At 72.1% G+C, this 18,313-nt stretch carries 19 protein-coding genes; 13 read left to right on the top strand and 6 right to left on the bottom strand.

Annotated features, from left to right (window positions below; all coding sequences use genetic code 11):
• Positions 1–3 precede the first annotated feature (3 nt).
• Both ACR3ZA_RS00210 and ACR3ZA_RS00215 read right to left on the bottom strand, forming a co-directional pair.
• Positions 4–1,431: an RNB domain-containing ribonuclease gene (locus tag ACR3ZA_RS00210; RefSeq protein ID WP_473658980.1), complete on the bottom strand. Its 1,428-nt coding sequence runs from the start codon at positions 1,429–1,431 to the stop codon at positions 4–6.
• A 9-nt stretch (positions 1,432–1,440) separates the two neighbouring features.
• Positions 1,441–2,358, bottom strand: a complete 918-nt coding sequence (locus ACR3ZA_RS00215) for an HhH-GPD family protein (RefSeq protein ID WP_473658982.1) — start codon at positions 2,356–2,358, stop codon at positions 1,441–1,443.
• A gap of 38 nt (positions 2,359–2,396) precedes the next feature.
• On the opposite strand from ACR3ZA_RS00215, the gene ACR3ZA_RS00220 reads away from it, so the two are divergent.
• Entirely contained in the window at positions 2,397–2,984 is a 588-nt protein-coding gene (locus ACR3ZA_RS00220; protein ID WP_473658984.1) for a nucleoside/nucleotide kinase family protein, read from the top strand.
• Positions 2,985–2,998: 14 nt separating this feature from the next.
• Here the strand turns inward: ACR3ZA_RS00220 and ACR3ZA_RS00225 are convergent, their stop codons facing one another.
• On the bottom strand, positions 2,999–3,994 hold the full coding sequence (locus tag ACR3ZA_RS00225; protein WP_473658986.1) for a 2-dehydropantoate 2-reductase: 996 nt from the start codon (positions 3,992–3,994) through the stop codon (positions 2,999–3,001).
• A 53-nt stretch (positions 3,995–4,047) separates the two neighbouring features.
• On the opposite strand from ACR3ZA_RS00225, the gene truB reads away from it, so the two are divergent.
• Genes truB through ACR3ZA_RS00245 form a run of 4 tightly spaced genes read left to right on the top strand, consistent with a single transcriptional unit; the run spans position 4,048 to position 6,782 of the window.
• On the top strand, positions 4,048–4,959 hold the full coding sequence (gene truB / locus ACR3ZA_RS00230; RefSeq protein WP_473658988.1) for a tRNA pseudouridine(55) synthase TruB: 912 nt from the start codon (positions 4,048–4,050) through the stop codon (positions 4,957–4,959).
• Positions 4,956–5,324, top strand: a complete 369-nt coding sequence (locus ACR3ZA_RS00235; RefSeq protein WP_473658990.1) for a hypothetical protein — start codon at positions 4,956–4,958, stop codon at positions 5,322–5,324. The genes truB and ACR3ZA_RS00235 overlap by 4 nt, the downstream gene beginning before the upstream one ends.
• Positions 5,325–5,367: 43 nt before the next feature.
• Entirely contained in the window at positions 5,368–5,823 is a 456-nt protein-coding gene (locus ACR3ZA_RS00240; protein ID WP_473658992.1) for a hypothetical protein, read from the top strand.
• Positions 5,820–6,782, top strand: a complete 963-nt coding sequence (locus tag ACR3ZA_RS00245; RefSeq protein ID WP_473658994.1) for a bifunctional riboflavin kinase/FAD synthetase — start codon at positions 5,820–5,822, stop codon at positions 6,780–6,782. Before ACR3ZA_RS00240 ends, ACR3ZA_RS00245 begins: the two co-directional genes overlap by 4 nt.
• Before the next feature lie 6 nt (positions 6,783–6,788).
• Here ACR3ZA_RS00245 and ACR3ZA_RS00250 read toward each other — a convergent pair whose 3' ends face one another.
• Complete coding sequence (locus ACR3ZA_RS00250) at positions 6,789–7,376, bottom strand: hypothetical protein (RefSeq protein ID WP_473658996.1); 588 nt, start codon at positions 7,374–7,376, stop codon at positions 6,789–6,791.
• A 72-nt stretch (positions 7,377–7,448) separates the two neighbouring features.
• Between ACR3ZA_RS00250 and ACR3ZA_RS00255 the strand changes: the two genes are divergently transcribed.
• Entirely contained in the window at positions 7,449–8,705 is a 1,257-nt protein-coding gene (locus ACR3ZA_RS00255) for an MFS transporter (protein ID WP_473658997.1), read from the top strand.
• 149 nt (positions 8,706–8,854) lie between these two features.
• On the opposite strand, the gene ACR3ZA_RS00260 is transcribed toward ACR3ZA_RS00255, so the two are convergent.
• Entirely contained in the window at positions 8,855–9,796 is a 942-nt protein-coding gene (locus ACR3ZA_RS00260; RefSeq protein WP_473662251.1) for an ROK family protein, read from the bottom strand.
• Positions 9,797–9,900: 104 nt separating this feature from the next.
• Between ACR3ZA_RS00260 and ACR3ZA_RS00265 the strand changes: the two genes are divergently transcribed.
• The 6 genes from ACR3ZA_RS00265 (at position 9,901) to ACR3ZA_RS00290 (ending at position 16,491) form a co-directional block, all read left to right on the top strand.
• Positions 9,901–10,356: an SRPBCC family protein gene (locus ACR3ZA_RS00265; protein WP_473658999.1), complete on the top strand. Its 456-nt coding sequence runs from the start codon at positions 9,901–9,903 to the stop codon at positions 10,354–10,356.
• A 31-nt stretch (positions 10,357–10,387) separates the two neighbouring features.
• Complete coding sequence (deoC, locus tag ACR3ZA_RS00270) at positions 10,388–11,416, top strand: deoxyribose-phosphate aldolase (protein WP_473659001.1); 1,029 nt, start codon at positions 10,388–10,390, stop codon at positions 11,414–11,416.
• Between the two features lie 10 nt (positions 11,417–11,426).
• A complete protein-coding gene (locus ACR3ZA_RS00275) occupies positions 11,427–12,944 on the top strand; it encodes an aldehyde dehydrogenase family protein (protein ID WP_473659003.1) in 1,518 nt (505 codons plus the stop codon).
• Positions 12,941–13,801 (top strand): aldehyde dehydrogenase family protein, encoded by an 861-nt coding sequence (locus tag ACR3ZA_RS00280; protein WP_473659005.1) that lies wholly within the window; start codon positions 12,941–12,943, stop codon positions 13,799–13,801. Before ACR3ZA_RS00275 ends, ACR3ZA_RS00280 begins: the two co-directional genes overlap by 4 nt.
• A 170-nt stretch (positions 13,802–13,971) precedes the next feature.
• Positions 13,972–15,474, top strand: a complete 1,503-nt coding sequence (locus ACR3ZA_RS00285) for a DUF2867 domain-containing protein (RefSeq protein WP_473659007.1) — start codon at positions 13,972–13,974, stop codon at positions 15,472–15,474.
• 99 nt (positions 15,475–15,573) lie between these two features.
• Entirely contained in the window at positions 15,574–16,491 is a 918-nt protein-coding gene (locus ACR3ZA_RS00290; RefSeq protein ID WP_473659009.1) for a glycerophosphodiester phosphodiesterase family protein, read from the top strand.
• A 6-nt stretch (positions 16,492–16,497) separates the two neighbouring features.
• Here ACR3ZA_RS00290 and ACR3ZA_RS00295 read toward each other — a convergent pair whose 3' ends face one another.
• Complete coding sequence (locus ACR3ZA_RS00295; RefSeq protein ID WP_473659011.1) at positions 16,498–17,829, bottom strand: M20/M25/M40 family metallo-hydrolase; 1,332 nt, start codon at positions 17,827–17,829, stop codon at positions 16,498–16,500.
• A gap of 52 nt (positions 17,830–17,881) precedes the next feature.
• Between ACR3ZA_RS00295 and ACR3ZA_RS00300 the strand changes: the two genes are divergently transcribed.
• Entirely contained in the window at positions 17,882–18,244 is a 363-nt protein-coding gene (locus tag ACR3ZA_RS00300; protein WP_473659012.1) for a DUF6804 family protein, read from the top strand.
• Positions 18,245–18,313 lie beyond the last annotated feature (69 nt).

The following is an 18,313-nucleotide window of genomic DNA, read 5'->3' on the forward strand; positions in this document are numbered from 1 at the left end:
GCGCTAGGCGCGGGTGAACTCGAGGGTGCCCGTGGCGACGTCGGCGCGCGTCAGGCGCACGCGGAGCGACTCGCCCGGTTCGACGTCTCCGGTGAACTCGGCCTCGACGTCGGGGTCGGCGAGCTGGATGCGCCCGCCCGAGCCGGTGGCCCGCACCACGACGGCATCGAACTCCTCGCCGACGCGCGGGGTGAGCACGGCGGCCTCGACCAGGTCGAGGGTCAGCCGGTCCAGGCGCCCGGCCGCGCTCGCGGCGCGCCCCATGATGCCGGGCAGCTCCGGCAGCGCCTCGAGCACCCAGGCCGGCGGCCGTTCACCGCGGACGAGCGCCTCGCAGACAAGCAGCGCGAACCGGTCGACCAGGCGCCGCAGCGGCGCGGTGACGTGCGTGTACGGCGCGGCGATCGCGGCTTGGATCTTCTCCTCCGGCTCGGCGCCGTCGAAAACGGTGTAGCTCGCGCCGCGGAACAGTGCCGAGGCCGCGTGCAGGATCGCCAGGTCGCGCGGCTGCTCGCCGTCGAGCTCGCGCAGGTAGTCGCCGTAGGCCTGATCGGCGGGCCAGGCCCGTCCGAGCGCGCGCGTCTGACGGCGGAAATGCTCGACCGACTCCGCGTCGGCAGGAGGCATGGTGCGCAGGATCCCCACGCCGCCGTCGAGCATGATCTGCGCCGCCGCCATGCCGGTCATCAGCGAGAGCTGGGCGTTGGCGCGCTCGATGGCGTGCAGAGCGCGGCGCTCCAGCGTGTAGCGGTCGCCGTCGTGGGCGACCAGGATCTCGGGCGTCGACAGGCTCGCCCCGCCGCGCTCGGCTTCGAGCGCGAGGCGCAGCTCGCCGAGCTCGAGCAGCAGCCGCAGTGTCTCGATCGACTCGCCGGCTCCGGCCGCGAGCTCCGCATCCGCCTGCTCGTAGGAGAGCTGGCGGCGGCTGCGCACCCGGGCCCGCTCGAGTGAGGTCTCGACGACCTCGCCGCGGCCGTCGAGGCGGAACGTCCACACGAAGGCGCCGCGCACCTCGTTCGGCAGCAGTGAGGCGGCGTGCTCGCTGATGGCGACCGGATGCAGCGGGATGCGTCCGTCGGCCGCGTAGATCGTCATCCCGCGCTCGCGCGCCGTGTGATCGACCGCACCGCCGGGGGAGACGAAGGCGGGCAGGTCGGCGATCGCGTAGTGCACGACGAGCCCGTCGGCGCCGCGTTCGAGGGCGAGCGCCTGGTCGAGGTCCGTCGAGCCCTCGGGGTCGATCGTGAGGAAGGGGATGTCGGTGCGATCGGCCTCCGGCAGCGGCGTCGTGGCGGCGGCCGTCTTCGCCTCGGCGAGCACTTCGGGCGAGAACTCCCGCTCGAGTCCGAGGGAGGCGGGCAGTGCGGCAAGCGCCGTGACCAGCTCGGCCTCGGCGGTGGCACGGGCAAGGCGGAGCGGATGAACGGGCACGTCTCAACCCTAGGCGGCGGGCAGCGAGTAGCCCTCGGGCGCGGCCGTGATGAGCCCGTCGCGCTCGAGCCCGGCAAGCGCCCGCGCGAACTGCTCGGCGTCGTCGAGGCCCGCCGCCGACCACCGGGCGCGCAGTGCTTCCAGCGGCACCGGCACCTCGTGCGCGCGCAGCTCGCCGAGCACGAGCCCGCGCACCTGCCGGTCGGAGCCCTCGTACTTCTTCTGGCGCGGCGCCCGCGTTCCGGTGTACTCGGGGTAGCCGGCGGCGCGCCAGGCGCACAGTGCGGCGATCGGGCACTCCTCGCAGCGCGGCGCTCGCGCGGTGCAGACGGTCTGGCCGAGCTCCATCGTGCCGGCGTTGGTGAGACGGGCGGTCGCCGCATCCGTCGGCAGCGTCGCCTCCATCTCGGCGAGGTCGCGCCGGGTCGAGGGCGGGCCGGGCTCCGCATCCCCGCGCAGCGCTCTCGCGAGCACGCGGCGCACGTTGGTGTCGACGACGGGCGAGCGCACGCCGTAGGCGAAGGCGGCGACCGCGCGGGCGGTGTACGGCCCCACGCCGGGGAGGGCGAGCAGGGCCGCTACGTCGTCGGGCACGCGCCCGCCGTGCTGCTCGGTGATCGCGACGGCCGCCCCGTGCAGGGCGAGCGCCCGGCGCGGGTACCCGAGCCGATCCCAGGCGCGCACCGCCTCGCCCGGCGGCACCGCCGCCAGGTCGGCGGGGGTGGGCCAGCGCTCCAGCCACGCCTCCAGACGGGGGATCACGCGGGCGACCGGCGTCTGCTGCAGCATGAATTCGCTCACCAGGATTCCCCACGCGCCGAAGCCGTCGCGGCGCCAGGGCAGATCTCGATGCCCGGCCGCGAACCAGGCCGCGACCCGGTCGCCGAGTTCGGCGCGAGGGTCGTCGGGGGAGTCGGGCGCGTTCATACCCAGCCAGGCTACGACGCCGTGGCTACGCTGAGATCATGCCGACATGGTCGCCCGCCCGCGAGGACGTGCTCGAGGCGCTCGCCGCCGAGATCCTGGCGCACTACGCCAAGGGTCGCGTCGCGGTGGCCGTCGAGGGCGCCGAGGGCTCCGGATCGCGCGCATTCGCGACCGACCTGGCCGTCGTCCTGGTGCGACGGGGGCACGCCGCCGTCGTGGCCCACATCGACGACTTCCAGCGCCCGCGGAACGAGCGCGGAGCCGACACCCCCGAGGGGCGCTATCGTGACGCGTTCGACTACTCGGTGTTCCGTCGGGTGCTGATCGACCCGTTCCGGCTCGGCGGCAGCGCCGCGTTCGTGCTGGCCGCCTTCGACGCCGACGCGGATCAGCCGCTCGAGCCGACCTGGACCACCGCGCCCGCCAATGCGATCCTTCTCGTCGAGGGGGAGTATCTGCTGCGGCCGGACCTGCGCTCGATCTGGAATTTCAGCATCTGGCTCGACGGGCCGGGCGAGCCGCTGGCGACGTACGCCGCCGACGCGGAGCCGCGCACCCGCGCGAGCGCGATCGTGGACAACGCCGACCCGGAGAGCCCCCGCCGGGTGTTCGCCGACTCCTGCTGAGGGGACGCGGTCGACTAGACGGGAACCCGCGCGAGCACGTCCTCGGGGTCGAGGAACTGGCCCGACCGCTCCACCTGGTGCACCAGGTTCACGAGCGCGGCGTTCGTCGGCGTGCGCATCCCCGCCCGCTGCGCCGCCGCGACGACCGCGCCGTTCAGGAAGTCGATTTCGGTGAGCTGTCCGCGCTGGATGCTCTGCAGCGTCGAACCGGGGTTCGGCACGTCGCCCATCCGGTCGGCGAGCATTCGCGGGAACAGGGAGCCGATCGCCAGCGGGGCCCAGCCGATGGCCTCGAGCAGGCGACCGGAGACCCCCTGGATCTCGCCGAGCCGGATGTCGAGCCGACGCGCGACGCGCACCGTCTCGCGCATGCTCGCAGTCATCACGCGTCGAAGACCCGGATGCGCGACCACCTCCTGCACGCTGAGTCCGGTGATCGCCGGCAGCGCGTTCACGTGGTTGACGAGGAGCTTGCTCCACTGCGCCGACTCGAGGTCCGGCGCGACCTCGGTCGGCAGCGCTTCGCGCAGCGTCGCGGCAAGCGCGTCGAGCTCGTCGGGGGTGGTTCCGTCGCCGGCGCCGATCACGAGCGGCAGCGCCGCGGTGATGGTGATGCGGCCGGGCGAGAGGTAGGAGGCGGCGAACAGTGCCAGCCCGCCGAACAGCGGCGAGTCGGGAAGCTCCTCGCGCGCGACGGTGAGACCGCCGAGACCGTTCTGCACCACGAGCAGCGGAACGCCCGCCAGCACCGTGCTGTGCGCGTCGAGGGCGACGCGGGCATCCTGCGCCTTGGTGGCGAGGATCGCCAGCTCGGGGGCCGAGGTCAGGAACTCGTCCGCACTCACGCGCGCGACGTGCTCGCCGAAACCGCCATCCAGTCGGATGCCGTTCTCGCGGATCGCGGCCAGCTGCGCTCCGCGCGCCGCAACCGCCACCTCGTGCCCCGCCTTCTCGAGCAGCGCGGCGAGGGCGCCGCCGACGGCTCCGGCCCCGATGATTCCAATTCGCACTCTGGCATCGTAGGGGCGCAGGCCGGGCGGGCGTGCGGCGATACGATGGCGAGGTGTCTGCAAGCCCGGGAGTGTTGCTCGTCGACAAGCCGCAGGGCTTCACGAGCCATGACGTCGTTGCGAGGGCCCGCCGCGCCCTGGGCACCCGCAAAGTGGGTCACGCCGGCACCCTCGACCCGATGGCGACGGGGCTGCTGGTGCTCGGTGTCGACAGCGCCACCCGTCTGCTGACCTACCTCGTCGGACTCGACAAGGACTACGCGGCGACGATCCGTCTCGGCCAGTCGACGAGCACCGACGACGCCGAAGGCGAGATCACCGGCGGCGCGGATGCGCGCGGCCTCGATCGCGGCGCGATCGACGAGGTCATCGCGAGCCTCACCGGCCCGATCACCCAGGTTCCGTCGACGGTCAGCGCGATCAAGGTGCAGGGGCGGCGGGCCTACGAGCTGGCGCGCGCCGGCGAGACGGTCGAGCTGCGCGGCCGCGACGTCACCGTGAGCTCGTTCGTCGTCGACGAGGAGCGGCGCGGGTCTGAGCTGCCCGAGGGCACGATCGATCTCGACGTGCGGGTGAGCGTCTCCTCCGGCACCTACGTGCGCGCGCTGGCGCGCGACCTGGGCGCCGCGCTCGGCGTCGGAGGGCACCTGACGGCGCTGCGGCGCACCCGGATCGGCCCGTTCTCGGTCGACGACGCGATCGTGCTCGACCCCGAGCAGCCGGAGCGGGCCCGCGCGGCGCTGCTCGCCCCCGGCGCGGTGGCGACCGCCCTCTACCCGAGCTCGATGCTCGACGAAGCCCGGCTGCGCGATCTGGCGCACGGCAAGCGCATTACGGTCGACCACCCGGATGCCGAGGTCATCGCTCTGCTCGGACCGGACGGCCGGCTCGCGGGGCTCGCCGCCATCGTCGACGGCACCGCGCGCATCCTCGTCAATTTCCCCACCCAGGAGGTGCTCTCGTGATCTCCTGGTTCACGATCATTCAGGTCGTCATCGCATCGCTCGCGGGGCTGTACTGCGTCGGTCTGGGCATCACCAAGCGCGCGCCCAACGACGCCGCGATTCTGTCGGTCGCGCTCGTGGAACTGCTGCTGCTCGCGCAGCTGATCATCGCGCTCGTGGCGCCCGGCTTCGGCAACGTCGCCACCGGCAGCGTGCTGGAGTTCTTCGTGTACCTCGTGACGGCGCTGCTGATCCCGCCGATCGCGGTGCTGTGGGCGCTGATGGAGCGCTCGCGCTGGAGCAGTGTGGTGCTGGGGATCGCGGCGATCTCGATCGCGATCATGATCTACCGCATGCAGCAGATCTGGGCGATCCAGCTGGCCTGAGATGCGCGGCGCGCCGCGCCCGGCGGCAGTACGCTGGGGGGCGATGTTGCGCTCACCCGAATCGAGTCCGTCGTCGCGGCGGATCAGCGGCTCCGGCCGTGCCCTCGTCGCCGTCTACGGCATCCTGGCGATCGCGGCGACCGGACGCTCGGTGCTGCAGATCGCGACGCGCTTCGACGAGGCGCCGCTGGCCTACTCGCTGTCGGCGGTCGCTGCCGCGGTCTACATCGTCGCGACGCTCGCGCTCGCGCTGCGGTGGGACCGGCTGGCGTGGATCACCATCGGCTTCGAGCTCGTCGGCGTGCTGACGATCGGCACCGTGAGCGTTGTCGCGCCGGGCCTGCTGGGACTCGACTCCGCGTCGCCGATCGGCGGCCAGGCGACCGTCTGGAGCGCGTTCGGAGCCGGGTATCTGCTGATCCCGCTCGCCTTGCCGATCCTCGGGCTGTGGTGGCTGCGCCGCAGCACGCGCGTCTCCGCCCCGGCGGCGAGCTCGTGAGGATATTCCGCAGTCTGAGCGAGGTGCCCTCCGACTTCGGACCGTCGGCGATCGCGATCGGCAAGTTCGACGGGGTGCACCTCGGGCACCGCGCGCTCCTTCAGACGCTCTGCACGCGCGCCGATGAGCTCGGCATCGCGCCGGTGGTGGTCACCTTCGATCGCAACCCGCTCGCGCTGCTGCGCCCCGAGCTCTGCCCGCCGGCGCTGGTCAGCAACGAGCAGAAGCTCGAACTGCTGGCCGCGGCGGGCGTCGCGGCGACGCTCATGCTCACCTTCGATCGCGAGCTCAGCGCCGTTCCCGCGACCGAGTTCGTGGAGAACGCCCTGGTGCACGCCCTCGGCGCTCGCCTCGTGCTCGCCGGTGCCGACTTCCGGTTCGGCGCCCGCGGTCAGGGCGACGTCGATCTGCTCACCCGGATCGGGGCCGAGAGCGGCTTCGAGACGGTCGTGATCAGCGATGTCGCCGGGTCGGGGGATGCGGTGACCGGCTCGGACCGGCGGGCGTCATCCACCTGGATCCGCGAGCTGCTCGACGAGGGCAAGGTCCACGATGCGGCGAAGCTTCTCGGCCGCCCGCCGACCGTGCGGTCGATCGTGGTGCACGGCGAGCATCGGGGGCGGGAGCTCGGATTCCCCACCGCCAATCTCGACCCCGACATCGAAGGCTTCGTGCCGGCGGACGGCGTCTACGCGGCCTGGGCGACGATCGACGGCGAGCGCTACGCGGCCGCCGTCTCGGTCGGCAACAACCCGACCTTTGAAGGGATTCCCGAGCACCAGGTCGAGGCCTACCTGCTCGACGTCGACGTGGATGTCTACGGGCGCACCATCGAGCTCGAGTTCGTCGACTTCGTGCGTCCGATGCTGCGCTTCGACGGCATCGAGGCCCTCGTGGCCGAGCTTGCCGCCGACGTGGCCAAGGTCCGCGAGATCCTCGCCGCGCAGTCGCCGCGCTGACCGGCGTCAGCCGCCGGGGACGCCGCGGTGGCCGTAGAGAAAGAGCACGATCGCGGCGGCGCTTCCCGTGATCGGGGGCCCCGATCCGATCTCCCACCCGGCGTCGCTCGCGATCAGTCGGCGACCGCGCACCACCGCGCGGATCGGCATCGGCGCAGCGAGGCTTCGGGCGAGCGCCACGGCGCCCGACACCGTCGAGGTGACGGCGAGCGGCCGCCCGAGCGCGAGCGCGAGCTCCCAGGCGTCGGCGAGCGTGGCGCCGAGCTCGGGCACGCGGACGCGAGTGCGGGCCGCGAGGCGCTCCATGGCGAGCGTGCGGATGCGGCTCGTGAGCTCGGCAAGGCTCTCGCTGGCGAGGGCGGTGCGCTCGCGTCGTCCCCGGGTGACGGTGCGGGCGATCGAACGCGCGAGCTCTTCGACGGTGACGCCCGCTCGCAGGGTTGCGTGCGTCGCGGCGCCGGGTCCCTCCGCCTCGAGAATCTCGGCGACCGCGAGCAGCAGCTCGCCCTGACGGCGCGACCAGTTCGACTCGACGCGCGACTCGTCGCGACGCGCACGGCTGCTCAACGGCAGGTGCCGTGTCAGATCACTCATGGTGGCGACTGTACGCGGGCCGGCGTGCGCACGGCACGGCGCCGCACAGGCCGGCGCTCCTAGACTCGTGCGGTGAGTGAACGTGAGGCCTTCGAGGCTCGAAGGCTGCGACGCGGTCGTGTGCTGGTGTTCGTCGGCGTCGTCCTGCTCGCCCTCAACCTGCGCACGGCGGTGGCCGCGATCTCGCCGATCGTCGATCTCATCTCGGCGGAGCTGACCCTCGATCCTGTGGCCCTCGGCGTGCTGGGGGCGACGCCCCCGCTCGCGTTCGCCGCCTCCGGGCTGATCGGACCGATGGTGGTGCGCCGGGTTGGGCTGGAGCGCGCCCTGGTGCTCGCCATCATCGTGATGGTCGCCGGCCACTTGGGACGCGCGCTCGCGGGCTCGACCCTCATCCTCGTGACGGCGACGATCGTCACGCTGCTCGGCGTCGGGGTCGCGAACGTGTTGCTTCCGCCGATTGTCAAGCGCTACTTCCCGACCCGGGTCGGGGCCGTCACGGCGATCTACGCGACCGTGATGTCGGTCGGGGCCACCATTCCGGCGCTGATCGCGGTGCCGGTGGCGGAGGGTGCCGGCTGGCGGGTGTCGCTCGGCGTGTGGTTCGCCTCGGCGATCGTGGTGGCGATTCCGTGGGTGATCAGCCTGCTCGGACGTCACGATCAGGCCCACGATGCGGCGGCGCGCGCCGCCGAGGCGGTCGAGACCGGCGCGCTTCCGGTCGCCTCCCGGCTCAGCGTTCTGCGCTCGCCGACCGCCTGGTCGGTCGCCGGGGTGTTCGCCACGGCGTCGTTCGGAGCCTATGCGGCCTTCGCCTGGCTGCCGCTCATGGTGAGCGACGTGGCGGGCGTGGAGCCGGCCGCTGCGGGCGGTCTGCTTGCTCTGTTCACGATCGCGGGCTTCCCGGCCGCGCTGCTGGTTCCCGTGCTCGCGTCGCGGCTGCGCTCCGCGACCCCGCTCGTGGTCGCCGGGATCGCCTTCCACCTCGCCGGCTATCTGGGACTGCTCATCGCCCCGTCGAGCGCGACCTGGCTGTGGGTGCTGATGGCCGGCTTCGGCCCGCTCCTGTTCCCGCTCGCGCTGGCCCTCATCGGACTCCGCTCGCGCACCGCCGGCGGAGCGGTGGCGCTGAGCGGGTTCGTGCAGGGCTTCGGCTACCTCGTGGGCGCGGCCGGACCGTTCCTGGTCGGGGTCATCCACTCGGCGACCGGGGGATGGATCGCCCCGCTCTGGCTGCTGCTCGCCGCCGCGATCTTCGCCGTGCCCGCGCTCGTGGTGCTGGCACGCGGTGAGACCGTCGAGGACGAGCTCGAGCGCCGCGCCGGCTGAACCCGTCAGGCCGGCGCGTCTCCCGACGCAAAGCGCGTCTCCCGACGCAAAGTCGGAGATTCACGCGTCTCGTCCACGGGTCGTGGACGAACTCGCCCCAGCTCCGACTTTGCGCGGGGCGGGGGCGGGCCGGCGGCGGCGCCGAGCGGCTAGGAGTCGATCAGCTCGGAGCGGTGGATGAGCGCCGCGGCGCCGATCAGCGGACCGTCGCCGGAGAGCCCCGACGGAACGACGCGCACCTTGGTGACGAAGCCGAACTGGACGTGCTCGGCGATCGGCTCGCGGATCGCGTCGAAGAGGTCCGGCGTCACGTGCGAGAACCCGCCGCCGATCGCGACGACGTCGAGATCGACGAGTGCCGTCGCGGAGGCGATCGCCTGGCCGATCGCGCGGCCGGAACGGGCGACGGCGCGTCGGGCGACCTCGTCGCCGGCGGCGTAGGCCGCGGCGAGCTCCTCCCCGGTGCTGCCCTCCCAGCCCTCGCGGCGCGCCCAGGCGACCGTCTTGGGGCCGGAGGCGACGGCCTCGAGGCATCCGGCGCCGCCGCAGGCGCAGGGGTCGTCGAAGCCGGCGACCTCGACGTGTCCGATGTGGCCCGCATTGCCGGTGGGGCCCGGGACGGTGCGGCCGCCGAGGATCAGTCCGCCGCCGACGCCGGTCGACACGATCATCCCCATCGCATTGCCGGCACCGCGAGCGGCACCCACCCAGTGCTCCGCGAGGGCGATGCACAGCCCGTCCATGCGCAGCGTCACCGGCACACCGGGCGCGACCGGCTCGACGACGCTGCGCACGAGGTCGCGCAGCGGGTAGTCGCGCCAGCTCGCCAGGTTGAGCGGCGAGACGGCGCCGGCCGCCACCTTGATGGGGCCGGCCGCGCCGATGCCCGCGCCGATCAGCTCGTGCTCGGGGCCGACGCTGGCGAGCGCCGCCATCGTCGCGCCCGTGACCGCCTCAGCGAGCTGCTCCGAGCTTGAGTCGGGGCCGGTGGGGCGCCGGTGGCGCGAGGAGGCGACGACCGTGCCGTCGGCGGTGACGAGTCCGGCTTCGACCTTCGTACCGCCGAGGTCGATGGCGAGGGCAACAGGGATCACGGCAGAGAGCTACTTTCGATCGGCGGGATCACGGGTTCCCCCAGCGTAGCGACCGCCGCGTGGCTGCTCATCCGGGGTTGACAGAGCAGTACACTGGCCGCGTGAACGGCGTCTCGCGGCTGGAACGGGTGATCGATCTGCCGCGCTCGATCGTCTGGGAGGCGATCGTCGACCCGATCCTGATGGAGGGCTGGCTGCATCCGGATGCGAGCCTCGTCGAGGGCGTCGAGGTGCTCGAGCGGCGCGACCCGGCCCCCGATGAGCCGGCGGTTCCCGCGATCGTCGAGAGCGACGGGCCGCGACTGGGCCACGTGCGCGTCGAGCTGACCGAATCGCAGGGCGGATCCCGCGGCGGCGTCACCGAGCTCGTCCTCACCGTTCCGCAGCACATCGACAGCCGTTTCCGAGCCCCGCTGATCGCCGGTTGGCAGACCCGGCTGGATCAGCTGGAGGAGTTGTTGCGCGGGCATCCGGTCGACTGGGAGAACTGGGAGCGCGATCACGGTGCCGACTACGAGCAGCACCTGCTGCGCGCGGCGACCGTCGCGTCCCCCTGAGAGTTTCAGGCGTGCTCGCTAGACTCGGGGGGTGAATGCCACCTCTTCCGGCGTGACGACGCGCACCGCGCTCGCTCCTGCCGAACGCGCGACCAGGCTGCTCGGCGCCGAGCTGACCGAGAAGAGCCTGCGACTCCACCTGGAGGGCCTTCCGGGCGTCGACGCGGTCGGCCTCGAGCAGCGTGCGGCGGCCCTCGGAACGCGCTCCATCAAGACGACCTCGAAGGCCTGGGCCCTCGACCGCATCATCGAGCTGATCGACCTCACGACGCTGGAGGGTGCTGACACCCCCGGCAAGGTGCGCTCGCTGGTCGCGAAGGCGATCACGCCCGACCCGAGCTCGCCCGACACGCCCCGAGTGGCGGCGGTCTGCGTCTACGGCGACATGGTTCCGGATGCGGTGGCGGCGCTCGGCGCCCTCCACGGCGACCCGGATGACGGCCTCGTCTCCGTCGCGGCGGTCGCCACCGCGTTCCCGAGCGGTCGCGCCTCGCTCGCCGTGAAGCTCGCCGACACCCGCGATGCGGTCGCGGCGGGCGCCGACGAGATTGACATGGTGATCGACCGCGGCGCGTTCCTCGCGGGCCGCTACGGCGAGGTGTTCGAGCAGATCGTGGCCGTGAAGGAGGCCTGCCGCCGCGAGGATGGCACGTTCGCGAGCCTCAAGGTGATCCTCGAGACCGGTGAGCTGAACTCCTACGACAACGTGCGCCGGGCCAGCTGGCTGGCGATTCTCGCCGGCGGCGACTTCATCAAGACCTCGACCGGAAAGGTGAGCCCCGCGGCGACGCTGCCGGTCACCCTGCTGATGCTCGAGGTGGTGCGCGACTGGTACCGCCTGACGGGGGAGAAGATCGGCGTGAAGCCGGCCGGCGGCATCCGCACCTCGAAGGATGCGATCAAGTACCTGGTGACGGTCGCCGAGACGGTGGGCGAGGAGTGGCTGCAGCCGCACCTGTTCCGGTTCGGCGCCTCGAGCCTGCTCAACGATGTGCTCCTGCAGCGGCAGAAGCTTCAGACCGGCCACTACTCCGGCCCCGACTACGTCACGATCGACTGAGGACCGCAGCATGGTGAAAGACATTGACATCCCCGCCGGTGGCGGCTTCCTGGACTACGCCCCGGCGCCCGAGTCGACGAGCATCCTGAAGCTTCGCGACTCCTACGGCCTGTTCATCGACGGCGACTTCGTCGACGGGCACGGCACCCCGTTCTCGACGGTGTCGCCCGCGACCGAGAAGGTCATCGCCGAGATCGCCACCGCCAATGAGCGCGACGTCGATCTGGCCGTTGCCGCGGCCCGCCGCGCCTACGACAAGACCTGGTCGAAGCTGTCGGGCGCCGACCGCGGCAAGTACCTGTTCCGCATCGCCCGCCTCGTGCAGGAGCGCGCACGCGAGCTCGCCGTGGCCGAGAGCCTCGACAACGGCAAGCCGATCAAGGAGAGCCGCGACGTCGACGTGCCGCTCGTGGCCGCCTGGTTCTTCTACTACGCGGGCTGGGCCGACAAGCTCGACTACGCGGGCCTCGGCGCCAACCCGAAGGCGCTCGGGGTGGCCGGTCAGGTCATTCCCTGGAACTTCCCGCTGCTGATGCTCGCCTGGAAGGTCGCCCCGGCGCTCGCCGCGGGCAACACGGTGGTGCTGAAGCCCGCCGAGACGACCTCCCTCACGGCGCTGCTGTTCGCCGAGATCCTCCAGCAGGCCGAGCTGCCGAAGGGCGTCGTCAACATCGTGACCGGCGCGGGCGCCACCGGGGCGACGCTCGTGCGCCACCCCGACGTCGACAAGGTCGCCTTCACCGGCTCGACCGCGGTCGGCCGCGAGATCGCCAAGGCGGTCGCCGGCACCGGCAAGAAGGTCACGCTCGAGCTCGGCGGCAAGGCCGCCAACATCGTCTTCGATGACGCGCCGATCGATCAGGCGATCGAGGGCATCGTCAACGGCATCTTCTTCAACCAGGGCCACGTCTGCTGCGCGGGCAGCCGCCTGCTCGTGCAGGAGAACATCCACGACGAGGTCATCGACCGGCTGAAGAGTCGACTGTCGACGCTGCGCCTCGGTGATCCGCTCGACAAGAACACCGACATCGGCGCGATCAACTCGCAGGAGCAGCTCGAACGCATCACCGCGCTCGTCGCGGCCGGCGAGGCCGAGGGCGCCGAGCGCTGGAGTGCCCCGTGCGACTTCCCCGAGAACGGCTTCTGGTACGCCCCGACGATCTTCACCAACGTGTCGACGAGCTCGCGCGTCGCCCGCGAGGAGATCTTCGGCCCGGTGCTCAGCGTGCTCACCTTCCGCACACCCGCCGAGGCGATCGCCAAGGCGAACAACACGCCGTACGGCCTCTCGGCCGGCATCTGGAGCGACAAGGGCTCGAAGATCCTCGCCGTCGCCGACAAGCTGCGCGCGGGGGTGATCTGGGCGAACACCTTCAACCGCTTCGACCCGGCGTCGCCGTTCGGCGGCTACAAGGAGTCCGGCTACGGCCGGGAGGGCGGCCGCCACGGCCTCACCGCGTACCTCGCCGCAGGCGGGTCGAGTAGCGCGCGCAGCGCGCGTATCGAGACCAAGGGAGCAGCTCGATGACCCACCTGACGATCCCCAAGACTTACAAGCTCTACATCGGCGGCAAGTTCCCGCGCACCGAGTCGGGCCGCAGCTACGAGGTGACAACGCCGAAGGGCAAGTTCCTCGCCAACGCCGCACTCGCCAGCCGCAAGGACGGGCGCGACGCCGTTGTGGCCGCCCGCGCCGCGCAGCCCGGCTGGGCGGGCGCGACCGCCTACAACCGCGGTCAGGTGCTGTACCGGATCGCCGAGGTGCTGGAGGGGCGGAGCGAGCAGTTCGTCGCCGAGGTCGCGGCCTCCGAGGGCGTGTCGAAGTCGGCGGCGATCGCGCAGGTGGATGCGGCGATCGACTCCTGGGTCTGGTTCGCCGGATGGGCCGACAAGTACGTGCAGGTCGCCGGAACCGGCAACCCGGTCGCGGGCCCCTACTTCAACCTCTCGGTGCCGGAGCCGACCGGTGTCGTCGCGATCGTGGCGCCGCAGGGCACCGGCGGATCGCTGCTGGGCCTGGTCAACGTCGTGGCGCCCGCGATCGTGAGCGGCAACACGGTGGTCGTGATCGCGAGCAAGCAGCACCCGCTCAGCGCGATCAGCCTCGCCGAGGTGCTCGCCACGAGCGACCTGCCGGGCGGCGTCGTCAACGTGCTCACCGGCTCGCCGGCCGAGATCGCCCCGTGGCTCGCGAGCCACGCCGACGTGAACGCGCTCGACCTGGCGGGAGCCGATGCTCTCGACTGGATCGACCTCGAGATCGCGGCGGCCGACACGCTGAAGCGCGTCCTGCATCCGGAGCCGGGCGTGCCCGCGCGCTCGCTCGACCGGATCGTCGCGCTCACCGAGACGAAGACGGTCTGGCACACCAAGTCGCTGATCTGAGCCGGCCGTCGCGTTCGCCGTCGCGCGCCGCGCGACCGGTGCCAAAAGTGCGATCGCGGCGTGCAAGATCGCGCTTTTGGCGCCGCTCGCGGGGAGGGGCGCGCGTTTCACGGGGGCTGCATCTCGTCGGGACCCGGGGTTTCTTCAGCCCGGAGGCTTAGCGTGGCGGCATGCGCATCCTCCTGACCGGCGCGACCGGGTATCTGGGCGGGCGCTTGGCTCCCCGGCTTCTGGAACGCGGTCACGAGGTGCGCGTGCTCGTGCGCGACCGCGCGCGACTGCGCGATGTGCCCTGGGCGGCCGATGTCGAGGTCGTCGAGGGAGACCTCGGCGACCCGGAGGCGGTGCGCCGTGCGCTCGACGGTCGCGAGGTGGCGTACTACCTGGTGCATTCGATGACCGCGCACCGCGACTTCGCCGACGTCGACCGGCGGCACGCCGAGGCCTTCGCGGCGGCGGCGCGCGAGGCGGGCGTCTCACGCATCGTCTACCTGGGCGGCCTGCACCCCGAGGGCAAGCTGTCGCCGCACCTGCGCTCGCGCGCCGAGGTCGGAGACATCCTGCTCGCCTCCGGGGTGCCGACGGCGGCGCTGCAGGCGGGGGTCGTGATCGGCTCCGGCTCGGCGAGCTTCGAGATGATCCGGCACCTCACCGAGGTGCTGCCGTATATGCCCGCACCGAAATGGGTCCGCAACTTCATCCAGCCGATCGCCGTGCGCGACGTGCTCTACTACCTGCTCGAGGCGGCCGAACTGCCACCCGAGGTGAACCGGGCCTTCGACATCGGCGGGCCGGATGTGCTGCGCTACGGCCAGATGATGAACGGCTACGCCGTCGAGGCGGGGCTCCACCAGCGGCCGATCGCCTCGCTGCCGGTGCTGACGCCGTGGCTCGCCTCGCACTGGGTCAACCTGGTCACCCCGATCCCGCGCGCGCTCGCCGTGCCGCTGGTGACGAGTCTGCAGAACGACGCCGTGTGCCGCGAGCATGACATCGCGCGCTGGATTCCCGACCCCGACGGCGGGCTGACGGGCTATCGGCGCGCGGTGCGCCTGGCGCTCGGCAAGATGCGCTCCGGCGAGGTGGAGACCAGCTGGCAGAACGACGCCGTGCTGGGCGCCCCGAGCGATCCGCTGCCGAGCGACCCGGAGTGGTCGGGGCACACCGTCTACGTGGATGCGCGGGAGCAGACCTCGACCGCGTCGCCAGCGCGACTGTGGAGCGTCATCGAGGGCATCGGCGGTGACAACGGCTGGTACTCCTTCCCGCTCGCCTGGGCTCTGCGCGGCTGGCTCGACAAGCTCGTCGGCGGGGTGGGGCTGCGACGCGGGCGTCGTCATCCGCACCGGTTGGCGCTCGGCGAGGCGCTCGACTTCTGGCGGGTGGAGGAGCTCGACCGGGGGCGCTTCCTGCGCCTGCGCGCCGAGATGAAGCTCCCGGGCCGCGCCTGGCTCGAGCTCTCCGCCGTGCCGCACGATGACGGCTCGCTGTACCGGCAGCGCGCCGTGTTCTTCCCGCGCGGTCTCGCCGGGCGGCTGTACTGGTTCGCGATCCTCCCGTTCCACGGGGTGATCTTCCGCGGCATGGCCCTGCGCATCACCGCGCGAGCCGAGGCCGAGGCGCGCGCGGACGCGGCGGGCGGGGACGCCGCCGACCAGATCACGACTCGGTGACGAATAGGTAACAAACCGGTAACGCAACCTGCTAGGTTCGAGGCACCCGCAGCGACGCGGGGACCACATCCGTGGTGAACCCGAAACGAAAGCGTGTCAATGACGACAGCGCAGCCCGTTGCCGAGTCCCCGAAGCTCGGTCACCCCACCCACCCGCTTCGTCGCGCTCTCGTCGCGAGCGCCCTCACCCTCGGGCTCGTGCTCGTGATGGCGCTGAACCCCGACGCCGTCCGCGTCTTCGCCGCCAGCCCGTTCGGCGAGCTGCGCAGTCCCGGCGAGTCGGCGTTCATCGCCGCGCATCGCGGCGACCGTTCGGATGCGCCCGAGAACACGCTGCCCGCCTTCCAGTCCGCGTTCGACAGCGGCTTCGCCTACGTCGAGACCGACCTTCAGCTGACCCGCGACGGGCAGGTGGTGCTGATGCACGACACCACCGTGGATCGCACCACGAACGGCACCGGCAGCGTTGCCAACAAGACGCTTGACGAACTGCGCAAGCTCGACGCGGGCTCCTGGTACGACGAGCGCTTCCGCGGCACGCTCGTGCCGACCTTCGGTGAGTTCCTCGACCTGCTCGCGGATTCGGACTCGCGCGCGCTGCTCGAGCTCAAGGGCGACTGGACGCCCGAGGAGGTGCGCTCGATGATCGCCGAGATCTTCCCGCGCGGCGTGCAGAACCGCGTCTCGTTCGCGAGCTTCAGCAAGGTCTCGCTCGCCTCGCTCTCCGAGGTCGCCGCCGCGTTCCCGCGGATCGTGCTGCGGAAGACCCTGCCGGAGGATCCGGTCACGCTCGTGCAGAAATACACCGCCAGCGCGTTCATGACCCGCACCGAGGAGCTCGAGCAGCGCCCCGAGGTCGTCGAGGCGATGCACGATGCGGGACTCGGGGTGCTGCTCTACACGCTCAACGATCGGGAGAGCTGGGCCGAGGCGCTCGCGCTCGGGGTCGACGGCATCGCCACCGACCGTCCGAGCGCCCTCGACGGCTGGATCGCCCAGACGGCCCCCGGAACGTAGCCGACGTCAGCTGCGCGCGAGCAGGTCGCGGAAGAACTCGATGCCGCGCAGGTAGGTCGAGACGCGGATGCTCTCGTCGATCGCGTGCAGCGTCGCCCGCTCCGCGGTCGTCAGATCGAACGGCAGGAAGCGGTAGACGTGCTCGCTGATGCGGGTGAAGTGCCGCCCGTCGCTGGCCTGCAGCATGACGTAGGGCGTGACGATCGCCTCGGGGAAGAGCTCTCCGATGGAGGCGGACAGCCGCTCCCACGCCTCGCCGCTCGCGGGCGAGACCGGCGAGGGCTCGGAGCCGTAGACGAGGCGCGCCTCGACGCCGTCGCGGCGCACCACCTGCTGGATGTGGGCCAGCGCCTCCGCCAGGCTCGACCCGACCGCGATGCGCACGTTGACCATCGCGGTGGCCTTCTCGGCGATGACGTTGTCGCCGGCCGAGCCGCGCAGGCGGGTGACGGCGTAGGTGGTGCGCACCATCGCGTTGGTCTCCGGGCCCAGACGCGAGAACACGGCGGTGAGCAGCCCCCGGAACAGGCCGACGTGGGTGAACAGGAAACGCATCGGCTGCTTCGTGTGGGCGCCGAGCCGGCGGATCATCTCGGCGGTCGGCTCGGCGAGCTGCGCGGGGGCGGGGGAGCGGTCCAGCCGCACGATGGCCCGCGCGAGTCGCGTGGTCGCGCCGTCGCGCACGGGCGTGGAGGCGTGGCCGCCGCTGCGCTCCACCGAGAGCTCGATGCCGGCGAGCCCTTTCTCGCTGACGCCGACGACGGCGACGGGGGCGGCGACGCCGGGGAAGATGCCCTCGACGACGGCTCCGCCCTCATCCACCACGAGGGCGGGGCGGATGCCGCGCTGCTCGAGCAGGTCGACGATCGCGGGGGCGCCGTGGCCGGCGACCTCCTCGTCGTGGCCGAACGCGAGGTACACGTCGGCGGCGGGGGTGAAGCCTTCGGCGAGCCGCGACTCGACCGCCTCCAGGATGCTGCCGAGCGCGCCCTTGTCGTCGATGGCGCCCCGACCGCGGACGCGCTCCTCGCCGTCGTCATCGCGCACCAGCTCCGCCTCGAAGGCGGGGAACTGCCAGCCGGGCTCGTCGGCGGGCACCACGTCCTGGTGCGCCATCAGCACGAGCGGCGCCGCGGCGGCGTCCCGGCCGGCCCAGCGGAAGAGGAGCGACGCCTCGCCGACGAGCTCGTGCTCGAGGCGCTCGTGCACGAGCGGGAACAGTTCGGCGAGCTTCGCGCGGAACGCCGCGAAGGCCTCCCAGTCCACCTCCTCGGAGTTCGAACGGGAGACGGTCGGAATCCGGATGAGTTCGCGCAGACGGTCGACAGGGGTGCTCACTCCTCGACATTACAAGCGCGAGCGCGGCGGTCGCGCTCGATAGGCTTTCGGCATGAGTTCGAGGTCGCGCGAGTCCGCTCCGGTGCCCCGGCGCCTCGCACTCGCGCCCGCCGTCATCGCCGCGATGGCCCTGCTGATCGGGGTGGCGCTGCTCGACAGCGACGCGTTCCTCGTCATCCGGTTCGTCGTCTCGATCTTCGCTCTGATCATCGCCTGGTTCGCGGTGCGGGCGCGCCACTGGTGGTGGGTGCCGCCGCTCGGCGCGATCGCCGTGGTGTGGAATCCGGTGCTGCCGATCGCGGTGCCCGGAGAGTGGTGGCTCGGGATGCAGTACATCGCGGTGCTCGTGGTCGTTGCCGCGGGCATGCTGATCCGCATCGCGGTCGTGCCCGCGAGCGGGTCGCGAACCCGCTAAGGCGAGGATTCGGCTAGACTGGGGCCACGTTCCGCCCCACCGGCCAAAGCCGGGTCTGGGATTCCGCGG

The organism is Herbiconiux sp. J20-20, assembly GCF_057365085.1.

Bases quoted from the DNA above. Each gene is read 5' to 3' on its own strand.
- ACR3ZA_RS00215 (WP_473658982.1), bottom strand. From the start codon at position 2,358: ATGAACGCGCCCGACTCCCCCGACGACCCTCGCGCCGAACTCGGCGAC.
- ACR3ZA_RS00220 (WP_473658984.1), top strand. From the start codon at position 2,397: ATGCCGACATGGTCGCCCGCCCGCGAGGACGTGCTCGAGGCGCTCGCC.
- ACR3ZA_RS00240 (WP_473658992.1), top strand. From the start codon at position 5,368: ATGTTGCGCTCACCCGAATCGAGTCCGTCGTCGCGGCGGATCAGCGGC.
- ACR3ZA_RS00250 (WP_473658996.1), bottom strand. From the start codon at position 7,376: ATGAGTGATCTGACACGGCACCTGCCGTTGAGCAGCCGTGCGCGTCGC.
- ACR3ZA_RS00275 (WP_473659003.1), top strand. From the start codon at position 11,427: ATGGTGAAAGACATTGACATCCCCGCCGGTGGCGGCTTCCTGGACTAC.
- ACR3ZA_RS00280 (WP_473659005.1), top strand. From the start codon at position 12,941: ATGACCCACCTGACGATCCCCAAGACTTACAAGCTCTACATCGGCGGC.
- ACR3ZA_RS00285 (WP_473659007.1), top strand. From the start codon at position 13,972: ATGCGCATCCTCCTGACCGGCGCGACCGGGTATCTGGGCGGGCGCTTG.
- ACR3ZA_RS00290 (WP_473659009.1), top strand. From the start codon at position 15,574: ATGACGACAGCGCAGCCCGTTGCCGAGTCCCCGAAGCTCGGTCACCCC.
- ACR3ZA_RS00300 (WP_473659012.1), top strand. From the start codon at position 17,882: ATGAGTTCGAGGTCGCGCGAGTCCGCTCCGGTGCCCCGGCGCCTCGCA.